Annotated in this window: 12 protein-coding genes; 5 read left to right on the top strand and 7 right to left on the bottom strand. The window is 62.5% G+C overall.

Annotated features, from left to right (window positions below; all coding sequences use genetic code 11):
• Positions 1-123: 123 nt before the first annotated feature.
• Entirely contained in the window at positions 124-474 is a 351-nt protein-coding gene (locus IB277_RS18700) for a flagellar export protein FliJ (RefSeq protein ID WP_034806460.1), read from the bottom strand.
• 441 nt (positions 475-915) lie between these two features.
• Here IB277_RS18700 and ctrA point away from each other — a divergent pair, with 441 nt between their 5' ends.
• The gene (gene ctrA / locus IB277_RS18695; protein ID WP_025424706.1) at positions 916-1617 is read left to right on the top strand and encodes a response regulator transcription factor CtrA; all 702 of its coding nucleotides are present in this window, start codon (positions 916-918) and stop codon (positions 1615-1617) included.
• A gap of 274 nt (positions 1618-1891) precedes the next feature.
• Here the strand turns inward: ctrA and IB277_RS18690 are convergent, their stop codons facing one another.
• Positions 1892-2254: a PleD family two-component system response regulator gene (locus IB277_RS18690; protein ID WP_034806707.1), complete on the bottom strand. Its 363-nt coding sequence runs from the start codon at positions 2252-2254 to the stop codon at positions 1892-1894.
• Between the two features lie 253 nt (positions 2255-2507).
• A complete protein-coding gene (chpT, locus tag IB277_RS18685) occupies positions 2508-3158 on the bottom strand; it encodes a histidine phosphotransferase ChpT (RefSeq protein WP_060518553.1) in 651 nt (216 codons plus the stop codon).
• 274 nt (positions 3159-3432) lie between these two features.
• Here chpT and IB277_RS18680 point away from each other — a divergent pair, with 274 nt between their 5' ends.
• Entirely contained in the window at positions 3433-4026 is a 594-nt protein-coding gene (locus IB277_RS18680; RefSeq protein WP_082566315.1) for a DUF1134 domain-containing protein, read from the top strand.
• Between the two features lie 161 nt (positions 4027-4187).
• Positions 4188-5351 carry a hypothetical protein gene (locus IB277_RS18675; protein WP_060518656.1) on the top strand — a complete coding sequence of 388 codons (1164 nt, stop codon included), beginning with the start codon at positions 4188-4190 and terminating at the stop codon, positions 5349-5351.
• Positions 5352-5397: 46 nt separating this feature from the next.
• On the opposite strand, the gene IB277_RS18670 is transcribed toward IB277_RS18675, so the two are convergent.
• Together IB277_RS18670 and IB277_RS18665 are read right to left on the bottom strand one after the other, a co-directional pair.
• Positions 5398-6234, bottom strand: a complete 837-nt coding sequence (locus tag IB277_RS18670) for an RNA methyltransferase (protein ID WP_034806450.1) — start codon at positions 6232-6234, stop codon at positions 5398-5400.
• 4 nt (positions 6235-6238) lie between these two features.
• On the bottom strand, positions 6239-6622 hold the full coding sequence (locus tag IB277_RS18665) for a hypothetical protein (RefSeq protein WP_034806447.1): 384 nt from the start codon (positions 6620-6622) through the stop codon (positions 6239-6241).
• A gap of 29 nt (positions 6623-6651) precedes the next feature.
• Here IB277_RS18665 and IB277_RS18660 point away from each other — a divergent pair, with 29 nt between their 5' ends.
• Positions 6652-7680, top strand: coding sequence for an RluA family pseudouridine synthase (locus tag IB277_RS18660; RefSeq protein ID WP_090299766.1), 1029 nt, complete (start codon positions 6652-6654; stop codon positions 7678-7680).
• A 210-nt stretch (positions 7681-7890) separates the two neighbouring features.
• Positions 7891-8796, top strand: a complete 906-nt coding sequence (gene rpoH / locus IB277_RS18655) for an RNA polymerase sigma factor RpoH (RefSeq protein WP_034806441.1) — start codon at positions 7891-7893, stop codon at positions 8794-8796.
• A 108-nt stretch (positions 8797-8904) separates the two neighbouring features.
• Here the strand turns inward: rpoH and IB277_RS18650 are convergent, their stop codons facing one another.
• Both IB277_RS18650 and IB277_RS18645 read right to left on the bottom strand, forming a co-directional pair.
• Positions 8905-11268, bottom strand: a complete 2364-nt coding sequence (locus tag IB277_RS18650; protein WP_192371334.1) for a hypothetical protein — start codon at positions 11266-11268, stop codon at positions 8905-8907.
• Positions 11269-11331: 63 nt separating this feature from the next.
• A complete protein-coding gene (locus tag IB277_RS18645) occupies positions 11332-12630 on the bottom strand; it encodes an adenylosuccinate synthase (RefSeq protein WP_034806437.1) in 1299 nt (432 codons plus the stop codon).
• Positions 12631-12822 lie beyond the last annotated feature (192 nt).

The raw sequence follows: 12822 nt of genomic DNA, 5'->3' as shown, positions 1-12822 counted from the left end.
AAACGGGCAATCGGCCCGTCCAACGGACAAATCCCCCTTGCCGGATCCGGCTCGGGGTTCAAATCACCCTTTGGAACAAGGCGTTACGGCCCGCTGCGCCGGATTTTGGCGCAGGAGCCGCAGCTATGCCCGCAGGCGGGTCGACGTGTCCCGCTCTTCGAGGGCCGCCGCCTTCGCGTATTCAGCCTGCACTTCTTCGAGCGCGAGTTCGGCAGCATCCTGCTGCGTCTTCAGTTCGCGAATGGAAACCTGAAGATTGTCGGCTCTTTGACGTGCGGCCTTGGCGAAGGTGGGATAGGCGAAGTGCTGGGGATCGGAGATACCCGACTTCTTCTCCTCGAAAATAATCTGATTTTCCAGATCCTTGGTCATCCGTTCGAACTCAGCCATCATCATCTGAAGCTGGTTCAGCTGACGCTGCTTCTCCCGGACCTGAAATTCCTTCAGGCGGACAAGGCTCTCACGTGCTTTCATACGCAATACTCCCGTGGATAACGAGACCCCGGTTACTGATTTGCCCGCGAGCCGGCCCGAACAGGGCCGGAAACGAAAAATCTTCAGCGATATTAACAAAAGCCTACCGCTGGTAACCTTTCGTTTACGGGCATCGTTAATCATAGGCGTGATGATTTAAGGCTCCGTAAATGCTGAGGCACGAAATGTGACCGCCCCGGCATTAACGAGTCAGAAGAGTCAGATAACGGCATTTCCTCATGTTTCACATGAGATTAGCCGTTCTGGATTCACGTTTGAAATCAGGAGACTGCTAAAAATATTTAACAAACTCGATACACCTTGCCAGAGGGAATCAGAATTTGTTAACCATTTGGTGGCAGCCTCCAAATCAGGCAACGACTGGATCCGTATCGCGTAAGGGTGCCACGACAACCTTGGGCGGCGGAAAAGGGGAAGAATATGCGGGTTCTATTAATTGAAGACGACAGTGCAACGGCTCAGAGCATTGAGCTGATGCTCAAGTCCGAGAGTTTCAACGTCTACACCACCGATCTCGGTGAAGAAGGCGTCGATCTCGGCAAACTTTATGACTACGACATCATCCTTCTCGACCTCAATCTGCCGGACATGTCCGGCTACGAAGTCTTGAGAACGCTGCGTCTTTCCAAGGTGAAGACACCCATCCTGATTCTTTCGGGTATGGCCGGCATCGAAGACAAGGTTCGCGGCCTGGGCTTCGGCGCAGACGACTACATGACCAAGCCGTTCCACAAGGACGAACTGGTCGCTCGCATTCATGCGATCGTCCGCCGCTCCAAGGGCCACGCCCAGTCGGTCATCTCCACCGGCGAGCTCATCGTCAACCTGGATGCCAAGACGGTTGAAGTCGGCGGACAGCGCGTCCACCTGACCGGCAAGGAATACCAGATGCTCGAGCTGCTCTCGCTGCGCAAGGGCACGACGCTCACCAAGGAAATGTTCCTGAACCACCTCTACGGCGGCATGGACGAGCCGGAACTGAAGATCATCGACGTCTTCATCTGCAAGCTGCGCAAGAAGCTTGCAAACGCCGCCGGCGGCGCCAACTACATCGAAACCGTCTGGGGCCGCGGCTATGTGCTGCGCGAGCCGGATGGTGCCGAATACGCCGAAACTGCCTGATTCCCCGCCAGGGCTTGCATCGATCCCCGCATGATGCGGGCCCGACATTCAAGAGTTTCGCAAAACCCGCCTATGAGGCGGGTTTTGTTTTGCGCGCAAACGACCACGCTTGCCGGTCCTGCAATGCCCGGCGGATGCCAGGGTTGCGCGCGCCTGCACCCTCCCCTTCCCCGACGCTCGAAAATCTGATCCGCTCGCCCGCTCCGCACACAACAAAAAGCCGCGGCAAACGCCACGGCTTGATTTTGCTGCAAACAGATCAGGATAAGGCGGCTCAGGCCGCCATCGACTGGCTCGCGAAAACGCTGGTCAGGATCTTGCGGTCGAAAGGCTTCAGCAGGAAGTCGTCCGCGCCAGCGCGCTTGCCGGCCATCATCTTCTTCAGGTCTGCCTCGACGACGCAGTAATAGATCCGCACCGAAGGGCCGTTCGGCAACCGGCGAATATTGCCGATGAGCTCGAGCGCGCCTTCGAGACCCGCGTCGATGATCAGGATGTTCGGGAGTTCCGCTTCGCAGCGCACAAGCGCCTCGAGGCTGTTCGACGCCTCGTAAACCATGAAGCCCATGCCGGAGAGGATACGTTTTCCAACTTTCCGCACGACATCCGAGCCGTCGGCAATCATCAAACGTCGCATGTCCAACTCCCTTCGCCACTTACCTATACGCGTATCGGCATTCCTGAAACAACTCTATACAAATTTGGGAAAGATTTCGTTACGGAGTTTGCTTAACGAAGCTTTTTCATGCGGGATCAACACTCTGAAAACATTAAATTTTCCAGAATGCGAGCGAGATCGAAACGCATATGGCAGATACGTTTCCGCCGGATGCGATGGCACCCGGCGGCTGTCGAGAAGTCAAGAAATCGGAATACCTGGCGCCGTCGAATTAAACCTCAGGCTGCATTTTGGCCGTAAAGATGATTTCCTCGCCGGTCGAGGTAACGGCGATGTCCATGCGCGCCTCCTCGCCGAGAAGCACGGTGTAATAGGGCTGGATCGAATGGGCATCGACCGCCTCTTCCGGCGTGCCGGACAGGAGTTCCACCAGCCTCGGCGGTACCCGCATCATCCGGCCCTTCGCAACGAGCGTGAACGCGGCGTCGAATTCCGGATTCTCGAGCGTCACGTCGATCGAGCCGCCGCGCGGAATGGCGCCGTAGGCAATCAGGAAGAGGTTCAGAAGCAGCTTGACCCGGTTCTTGGCGATGATCGCCCGCGGGCCGTGCCAATTGACCTCGGTCTTCTTCTCGGCAGCGGCAAAATCCTTGGCGGCCTTTTCCGCTTCGCCAGTGTCGATCGACGCGCCGACCGAACCCGAGGCACCGAAGGCAAGGCGCGCAAACTTCAGCCGGACAGAGGCGTTGAGCGCGCTCGTGCGGATGAGGTCCATCGCATCGGCATCGGCGCCGCCCTCGTCGAGCAGTTCCAGGCCGTTGTTGATGGCGCCGACCGGGGAAATGATGTCGTGGCAAACCCGGCTGCACAGAAGCGCGGCCAGATCGGGTCCCGTCAATGTCAGGTTCGGATTCGTTGCCATCTTAGTTCCTTGTTTGGTGCCATCGGCCGTCGCCTGGAGCACGCGCCGTGGTCACGCCGGTAAAGCCTCACGCGTGAAGACGCAAGTCATGAGCTGCCCGGCGCAGCCGTTCATCAGTGGAACATAATGACACCACATTTGGTAAACCGATTGTTAAGACCATCAGTTCAAATTGCATGGCATTGGTCCAGACCCCAACTGGCCGAGCAGTGATCTGACTGTCGGCCACTGCAAACCCGCAAGCGAGCAATTTTCGCGCCTGACGGAGGATATGATGCATCAGATCATGAAGGCAGCCACATCGGCTCGCCGTGTTGTCCTGGCCACGATGTTTCTGGTCGCCGGCGCCCTGTCCGCTGCGCACGCCCAGTCGGCGAACAACAACAGCCAATACACCATGCAGGAAATCGTCGATGCCGGTCACGGCTTCTTCGGCGAAACTTCGGGCGGCCTTGCCAAGGTCGTCGAACGTGCCTTTGAACGCTACGGCCTGCCGAACGGCTACATTCTCGGGCAGGAAGGCTCAGGCGCGTTCATCGCCGGCCTCACCTATGGCGAAGGCGAGCTCAACACCAAGAATGCCGGACAGCACAGCGTCTTCTGGCAGGGTCCGTCGCTCGGCATCGACTGGGGTGGCCAAGGCAGCCGCGCGATGATGCTCGTCTACAATCTGCCGAGCGTGCCGGCGCTCTACAAGCGCTTCGGCGGCGTCTCCGGCTCGGCCTATGTGGTTGCCGGCGTCGGCATGACGGTGCTGACCGACGAGAACATCGTCGTGGTGCCGATCCGCACTGGCATCGGCGCGCGCCTCGGCGTCAATGTCGGCTACCTCAAGATGACCCAGACCCCCACCTGGAATCCCTTCTAAGACCGTTGCCGGACCTGCCTGTCGCAAAATCCGGCACCATAGACTTGCAGCGCACGAAACGTCATGTTTAGTGCAAGGAAGCGGAAGATGGAGCGCCTGCCGTGCCCTTTGTGGCCGGGCAGGCGGTTCGGTTTCCGGTCCAGTTTCGAAACGGCCAGCTCGTGATCCAATTCTCGCTTCTCTTTGCCCTGGGCTTTCTGACGGCGATCATCATCGGTCTCCTGGTCGCACCGGCGATCCACCGCCGGATCGTGCGTTTCGCCGAGGACCGGCTGAAAGCGACGATGCCGCTCAGCCCTCAGGAGGTGCGCGCGCAAAAGGATGCTGCCCGCGCCGCCTTTGCCGCCGAGAATGCCCGCACGCTTCAGGCCCTGAAGCGCGAACGGGACAAGGGCGTGTCGCTGATGCTGACCAACGAGAAGAGCCTGCAGGAAGCCCGTCGCCTCAGTGGCGAAAACGCCGATCTGCACGCCCAGCTGGCCGACATGAACGTTGAGGCGGCAGACATGCGCTCGGCCATCCGCCAGTTCGAACAGCGGCTGGAACGCATGAAGGCGACCCTCGACAGCGTCGAGCGGGACAACGCCGGCAAGGCTGACGAGATCAGAAAGCGCGACGCCCAGCTCGCCCAGGATGCGGCCCAGACCGACAATCTGCGGATCGATCTGGCTGCGCGCGAGACCGAGGTCGAGCATCTGAAGAGCCGGATTGCCACGCTGCGCGACGAGCGCGAAGCCCTGCGCAGCGACTTGAAGACCGAGACCACCCATGCAAAGGAAATGGAGCTCCGCCTGTCGCGCGACGGGACCCGCCTTCACCGGCTGGAAGACAAGCTTGCGCGCGAAATGGCGACCAGCGCCGATCGCGAGAGCGCGCTCGAAAGGCGCGCCGGGGAAATCGAGAGATTGAAAGCCAAGGTCAAGGACACCAACCAGGAAATGCGTGACGCCGCCAAGGCTCTCCGCGCCGCGGGCGTCGCCTTTCCCCTGCGCCGCGACCGCAAGCCGGCATCCGAACCGGCCGCCAACGGCGCCGCGGAACCGGCCCAATCCGTAGGAGGGGAGCCCGGCTCCATCGTCGCCGCCGACGACCTGCGCAATCGCGCCACCGCCCTTTCGGAGCGCCTAACCAACTCCAAGTCCGCAGCCCATGACGAGGCGCTTCGTGATGAAGTCGCAGCAATCGCCGCGGGCATGGTCGCACTGACGGCGACGAACGAAGGCGCCGCCTCCCCCATCCTCGGCCTGCTCTCGGGCGAGGAAGAAGGCACCGGTAACAGGAAAAGCCTGGCAAAGCGCGTCAAGGACATCCTGCCGCGCGAGTAGTGCGCGCAGCGGTCGGAATCATCTGCCCTTACACCAGTGCGAACCGTCAGATCCGGCCGTTGATCAATGCCACCTGGTGCAATGCGATGCCCGCCGCGGTCGACACATTGAGGCTGTCGAGCCCAGGACGCTGGCGGATGCGCGCCGTCTGGATCGCCGTCATCACCGATTGCGGCAGCCCCTCGCCCTCGGTCCCCATCAGAAGCGCCGTGCGCTGTGCCGCCGGGATCGCCCCGATGTCGATCGTTCCCGCCGGCGACAGGCCCCAGATTGCAAAGCCCGCATCCTGCAGCTGCTGCAGCATGACGGCAACGGACCCTTCGCGGGCAAAAGGCACCGTCAGCACGGAACCGACGGAAACGCGGATCGCCTTGCGGTACATCGGATCGCAGCTCGTCTCGTCCATCAGCACCGCATCGACCCCGAAGGCCGCGGCGTTTCGGAAAAGCGCACCCATATTGTCGTGGTTGGAGATGCCGCACGCCGCCAGCACCAGGCTCGACGCGGGTAGCGACGCGATCAGCGCGTCGCGATCCGGCTCGCCTTCGCGGCGCCCGAGTGCCAGCACGCCGCGATGCATGTTGAAGCCGGCGATCGCGTCGAACACCTGCGCATTCGCCACATAGACCGGCACGTCAGGCGGGAAACGCCGAAGAATGTCGCCAACGCCCTCCAGACGGTTTTCCAGAAGCAGGAGGGCCTCGGCCGCAAAGCCACGGCCGGTCTCGTGCGCGGCAGCCAGCATGCGCAGCACCACGGTGCCTTCGGCGATGAAGCGACCCTGCCGCCCCGTCAGATCGCGCTCCTTGATCGAGACGAAACCGGCGATCCGGGGATCGGCGGGATCGTCGATGCGCAAGACGGGCGGGAGGGCGCCTGGCATGCCGTCAGTTCGTCCGAACGGTAATATCCGCAACGATGCGGCCGGTGCCGATGTCGAAGACGATGGCGCGCGGCTCGGCGCCGGGCAGGTTGCCGTAGAACAGCACCTGCGAGCCCGAAAGCGCGACATTCGTCACGGTGAAGCCTGCGGGCAGCGCGGCAACGGCGTTGAGCGGTGCCTCGCTCGGGACGACGGCAGCGGACGTCTGGGCCGGCGCTTTCTCATCCGTGCGTGTCAGCTTGTAGACAATCGTTCCAAGGACAGCCATAAGCATGACCAACATGACGCCGGCCGAGACGAGCTGCAGCTTCACCATCTTGCGGCGGACATTTTCCATCGCCGGATCTAGCGGCTTGTCTTCCTGGTCGTCGGGCTCGATTGCGGTCATGGCTGGCCTTTTTTCGGATTTTTAGCGGAATGAACGACCCCTTTAAACAAGCAACGGCCAATAGGAAAGTCCTGACGGCGGGCGAGGATGCCGCAGGGCGGCTCGATTCCTTCCTGACGGACGCACTTTCGGGTGAATTCTCCCGCAACCGCATCAAGGCCCTGATCGAACAGGGTGCGGTGTCGGTCAACGGCAAGCCGGTGAGCGAACCGAAAAAGAAGGTACAACCGGGCGACGTTTTCGAGATCGACCTGCCCGAGCCGGAAGATCCCGAGCCGAAGGGCGAGAACATTCCCCTCGACGTGCTCTATGAGGACAGCGACCTGATCGTGCTGTGCAAGCCGGCCGGCCTTGTCGTGCATCCGGGCGCCGGCAACTGGACCGGCACGCTGGTCAACGCCCTGATCCACCATTGCGGCAGCAGCCTGTCGGGCATCGGCGGCGTCAAGCGCCCCGGCATCGTCCATCGCCTCGACAAGGAGACGAGCGGCGTCATGGTCGTCGCCAAGAACGATGCGGCCCATCGCCATCTCTCGGACCAGTTTGCCGACCACGGCCGCACCGGCCCGCTCGAGCGCGCCTACCGGGCGGTCGTCTGGGGGCGGCCACGGCAACTGAAGGGTACGATCGACGCGCCGCTCGGCCGCGCCGGCGACCGGACGAAGCGCGCGGTCAAGCGCGAGGGCAGCGACGACGCCCGCGAGGCGATTACCCATTACGAGGTGGTCGAGCGCTATCTCGAAAAGCCCGACGGCACCTCGCTCGCCTCGACCATCGAATGCCACCTGGAAACGGGCCGGACCCACCAGATCCGCGTGCACATGGCTCATATCGGCCACCCGCTGATCGGCGATCCCGAATACGGCGCCGCCTTCAGAACCAAGGCGAACCTTCTGCCGGAGGCCGCCAAGACCGTGGTCAATCAGTTTCACCGCCAGGCGCTGCATGCCTTCATGCTGCAGTTCGAACATCCCTCGACCGGCGAGACCATGCATTTCGAAGCACCGATGCCGGCCGACATGGCAGCGCTGATCGACGCGCTGCGCAGCGGGGAGTGACCGCCCCTTGAAATCCGGCGAAAGAATTCCGATCTAAGGCGAGCCTCTATTCGTGACATTTCCGTCGCTCCGGCGTCACATGCTTGTGAACCGGACTCCTTGAATCATGCTTTCGCCGTACTTATTTTCTACGTTCGTGGGGTCTTGACGAAGACCCACATGCCCGGCTTGCCGACCGGAGGCCGGAGACTAAAAAGGGGGGTGCTTCATATGGCCCGAAACAATTTGCCGTCCATTGCCGCTGGAGAAGGCGGCCTCAATCGTTACCTCGACGAAATTCGCAAGTTCCCGATGCTGGAGCCGCAGGAAGAGTACATGCTCGCCAAGCGGTACCAGGAACATGACGACCGCAAAGCGGCACACAAGCTCGTCACAAGCCACCTTCGCCTCGTCGCCAAGATCGCGATGGGTTATCGCGGCTACGGCCTGCCGATCGGCGAAGTCGTGTCGGAGGGCAACGTCGGCCTGATGCAGGCCGTGAAGAAGTTCGAACCCGATCGCGGCTTCCGTCTCGCCACCTACGCAATGTGGTGGATCAAGGCGGCGATCCAGGAGTACATCCTGCGCTCGTGGTCGCTGGTCAAGATGGGCACGACCGCCAACCAGAAGCGGCTGTTCTTCAACCTGCGCCGCCTCAAGGGCAAGATCCAGGCACTCGATGAGGGTGACCTGAAGCCGGAGCAGGTCAAGGAAATCGCCACCACGCTCAAGGTGAGCGAGGACGAAGTCGTGTCGATGAACCGCCGCCTGTCCGGCGACGCCTCGCTCAATGCGCCGATCAAGGCGAGCGAAGGCGATTCCGGCCAATGGCAGGACTGGCTCGTCGACGATCACGACAACCAGGAAGAAATCCTGATCGAGCAGGACGAGCTCGAAAGCCGCAGGGCGCTGCTGGCGAACGCGATGAAGGTGCTCAACGACCGTGAGCGTCGCATCTTCGAAGCACGCCGTCTGACCGAAGATCCGCTGACGCTTGAGGATCTTTCGGCCGAGTTCGACATCAGCCGCGAGCGCGTCCGACAGATCGAGGTTCGCGCCTTCGAAAAGGTTCAGGATGCCGTGCGCAAGGCAGCGCTGGAGCGCGCCAATTCCTTGCGCGTCGTCGAAGGCGCCTGAGGCGACTGCAGCACTTCAACAAAGGTTCTGCTTCAAGAGCGCGAAAACCAACAAAAAACCCGGCGGTTGCTTCCGCCGGGTTTTCTGTATCTACCGCTCTTATCGAGCTTACTGGCTGTTGCTTTCGGCAGCCGTTCCCGTCGTCGACCAGGCGCGCATCGCCTGGTTGAAGGCATCCGTACCGCTCTGCCCCTTTTCAAGCGTCAGCAGCGCGCGGCGGCCGTTGCGATAGGTGAGCGGAATATCGATCCAGCTGCGGCTACGCAGCAGTTCGGTGTTGTTGCCGATGGCGTCCGTCGCATCGTTCAGCGCGATCATGTGGAAATCGTCGGTGATCTTGGCCGGAACCGCGATCAAGGCGTCTCCCCGGTCCTGCTCGGTCCGCTTCATCGATACGCGCTGGACGCTGTCGATAGCGCCGCCTTCGAAGTTCGACGGCAGCGAGAACACGAATTCGATGACGTGACTTGCCGGCAGCGACGGATCCGCATTCCGCTTGATCGTCATCAGCGCGGTGAGGCCACGGTCGGGAACGGTGATCTGGGCCTGGATTGCCGGTTCGGGCTTGGCGTCGCCGCCAGGCGACTCCTCCTTCACCGTCCATGCCACGGTCCCCGGAACGGCCGTGGGCGAAGACTGGCCAAGGCGCTCCTCGTAGAGGAACATCTTCTCGCCGGTCGCAAGCGCGACTTCAGGCTGGTTCGGCTGGCCCGACGGCTGTCCTGTCGCCGGCGCTCCGGCCTGGCCGGTCGTGCCGCCCTGCCCGGCGGCCGCTTCGACAGGCTTGCCTGCCTCGGTCTGCGGCGCCACGGACTTGCCTTCCTGCGCCGCGCTCTCGCCGGTTGGGTTGGCCGGGCCGTCGTCGGTCTCCGATCCGTCCGCCATCAGGCGCTGCGTGAACTTGGTCGAGCTGTTGTCCGGAGCGACGGTATCGTCGTGCGCAGCCGGTTCCTGCGTGGCGGTTTCGCCAGCGGGCTGCGGCGGCGTGCTTTGTTCTGCCGGCGCTCCGCCGATGTTTGACACCACCGAGGTTATCGACGCCACCATGCCGGAGATCCAGGCATTGCCGGCTTCGCGGTTCTGCCAGTAGGCAAACCCGCCGCCGCCAAGCGCCAGCAGGGCGACGCCCGCAATTGCGAGACGCTTAATGCTGAAGCGCGACGGCTTCGGCGTGGCCCGGTAAGATGTCGGCCTCGGCGCCGCCGGGGTTGCTTCGCCAGCCCGTTCCGGCTCGCGTGCTGCGGCCGCAGCTCCGGCTCCCGCCGCAGCAGCATTGGCCGCGTCCTCGAAACCGAGCAGGTCGTCGATATGATCCCAAGCGGTACCAGCGCGTTCCTGCTGGTTCTGTGCCGCCGGTGCGGCAGTAGCCTGAACAGGCTTTTCGACCGGCCATGACCAGTCGCTGATCTCCGGTTCGGAAGTCTTCTCGGCCCGCCGCTCTTCGATCGCCGCGAAGGGGTCATTGTCGTCGAACGACCAGCCGCGCACCGGGTCCGCCTTGGGCGTCGCCTCAGGCGCATGTTGGTCCGGCTCGGCGACCGGATGCATCCCCAGGAGCTCGGGCGCGTTATCCGGTTCGTGGGCCTCGGCGGCACGCTCGTCGCTGAGGTGTTCGGCAACCGGAGCGACGGTCGAAGTCGGACCAACGGTCTCCCACTCGGGCAGGTCCCACTCCGAGAGTGCCGGCTTCTGCTCGGCGTTTGCCGCCGGCGCTTCCTCCCAGGCCGGCTCATGCGCGGCATGGTGCAGCGCCTCGACCGACGGGGAAGGCTCCGATGTGTCCTGCGTTTCTGCCACCGGCTCCGAATACTCGGGCGCTTCGTAGGCTGGCGCGTCTTCTTGCGGCTGAGCCACGACGGGACTTTCGTCCAGCGGCGCCGCAACGGCTTCGGCAGGCTCAACGACCGGTTCGTATTCTACCGGCTCGACCGGAGTTTCCTCGGCCAGTTCAGCATGAGGCTCGACGACATGCGTCGGTTCCTCATAAGCCTCGACATGGTGGTAGGGCTCGGCGGCGCTTTCCGGTTCCGCGGCCGGCTGTTCGACCTGCTCGGCAACAGCCACCGGTTCGCTTTCGGCAACCGGCGCAGACTGAGCTTCCGGTTCCGGTTCCGGTTCCGGTTCCGGTTCCGGTTCCGGTTCCGGTTCCGGTTCCGGTTCCGGTTCCGGTTCCGGAACGGGCTCGTCTACGGCAGCGTCCGAGGCAACCGGTTCGACGGTCTCCGCCTCGGCTACCTCCGGCTCATCGAGCGCCGGCAGGGCCTCGGCATGTTCGCTGTCGACCTCGGCGATCGCATTTTCGAGCTTCGCCAGCTGGCGATTGATCATGTCGTCCGACGGACGCGGGTTCATGTTTTCGAGTTGGCGGCGCACGGCCGCGCGCGCCTTCTCGTATACCCTGTCCCGCATTTCAGGTGTGTTTTCCGACAGGCCGTCAACGGTCCTGCGAATAACTGCAACAAAGTCCGCCATTAGTACTTTCTCATACGCCCAGGTATGTCTTTGCGATCACGACGCAATGTCAGTTCGCCGACACTAGTCCTCAAAGGGGTCCGTCACAAGTATTGTGTCGTCCCGCTCCGGGCTGGTCGAAAGAAGAGCAACCGGTGCACCGATCAGTTCTTCCACCTGGCGGACATACTTGATCGCTTGCGCCGGAAGATCTGCCCAGCTGCGCGCGCCAACCGTCGATTCTTTCCATCCTTCAAGCGTAACATACACTGGCTTTGCCGAAGCTTGCTGCGCCTGGCTTGCCGGCAGATGGTCGATCTGCTGCCCATCCAGAGTATAGCCGATGCAGATCTTCAGTTCGTCGAGACCATCGAGAACGTCGAGCTTGGTAAGCGCGATGCCGGTGATGCCGTTGGCGGCGACCGACTGGCGCACCAGAGCCGCATCGAACCAGCCGCAGCGACGCTTGCGACCCGTGACCGTGCCGAACTCATGACCTTTTTCACCGAGGAACTGGCCGATTTCATCGGTAAGCTCAGTCGGGAACGGACCTTCGCCGACGCGCGTCGTATAGGCCTTGGTGATGCCGAGGATATAGCCGAGCGAACCCGGGCCCATGCCCGAGCCGGCGGCAGCCTGGCCGGCGACCGTGTTCGACGAGGTGACGAACGGATAGGTGCCGTGGTCGATGTCGAGCAGCGTGCCCTGCGCGCCTTCGAACAGGATGCGGGCGCCCTTGCGGCGAGCCTTGTCGAGCAGCACCCAGACGGTGTCCATGAACGGCAGCACCTTGGCGGCGACCGACGAAAGCTCCTGCATGATCGCGTCATGGCTGATCTCGGCTTCGCCGAGGCCGCGGCGCAGCGCGTTGTGGTGCGTCAGCAGGCGATCGACCTTGGCCGGCAGCGTGTCAAGGTCGGCAAGATCCATGACGCGAATGGCGCGACGGCCGACCTTGTCTTCGTAAGCCGGACCGATGCCGCGGCGCGTGGTGCCGATCTTCGTACCGCTGTTGGAGGCGGCGTCCTCGCGGATGCCGTCGAGCTCGCGGTGCAGCGACAGGATCAGGGTGGCATTGTCGGCGATGCGCAGATTGTCCGGCGTGATCGCAATGCCCTGCTTGCCGAGCTTGTCGATTTCGGCGATCAGCGCGTGCGGATCGATCACGACGCCGTTGCCGATGACGGCAAGCTTGCCGGGACGCACGACGCCGGAGGGCAGGAGCGACAGCTTGTAGCTGACGCCGTCGATCACCAGGGTATGGCCGGCATTGTGACCGCCCTGAAAGCGCACGACGATATCCGCGCGCTCGGAGAGCCAATCCACAATCTTGCCTTTGCCTTCGTCACCCCATTGGGAGCCGACCACTACGACATTCGTCATAATTCTCTTCCTGTTCAGGCGCGCAACCGAGGCTGCGCTGTTCTCAAACCCGCGCATCTATACTGTGTTGTCATCTGGAAAGCGACCCCGTTATGTCGGGCGTTCCGCCCTTTTTGCATGACAAGGCCGGGATATAGAGCCTATATCTTCCGCTCTCCCGCCATCGCGACAGCCGGTCGCCATCCCCATGCA

Origin of the sequence: Ensifer sp. ENS07 (assembly GCF_014852185.1) — a bacterium.
GTDB classification, from domain to species: domain Bacteria; phylum Pseudomonadota; class Alphaproteobacteria; order Rhizobiales; family Rhizobiaceae; genus Ensifer; species Ensifer adhaerens.
Note: the sequence above shows the minus strand (reverse complement) of the source record. Positions and strands in the feature narration are given on the sequence as shown.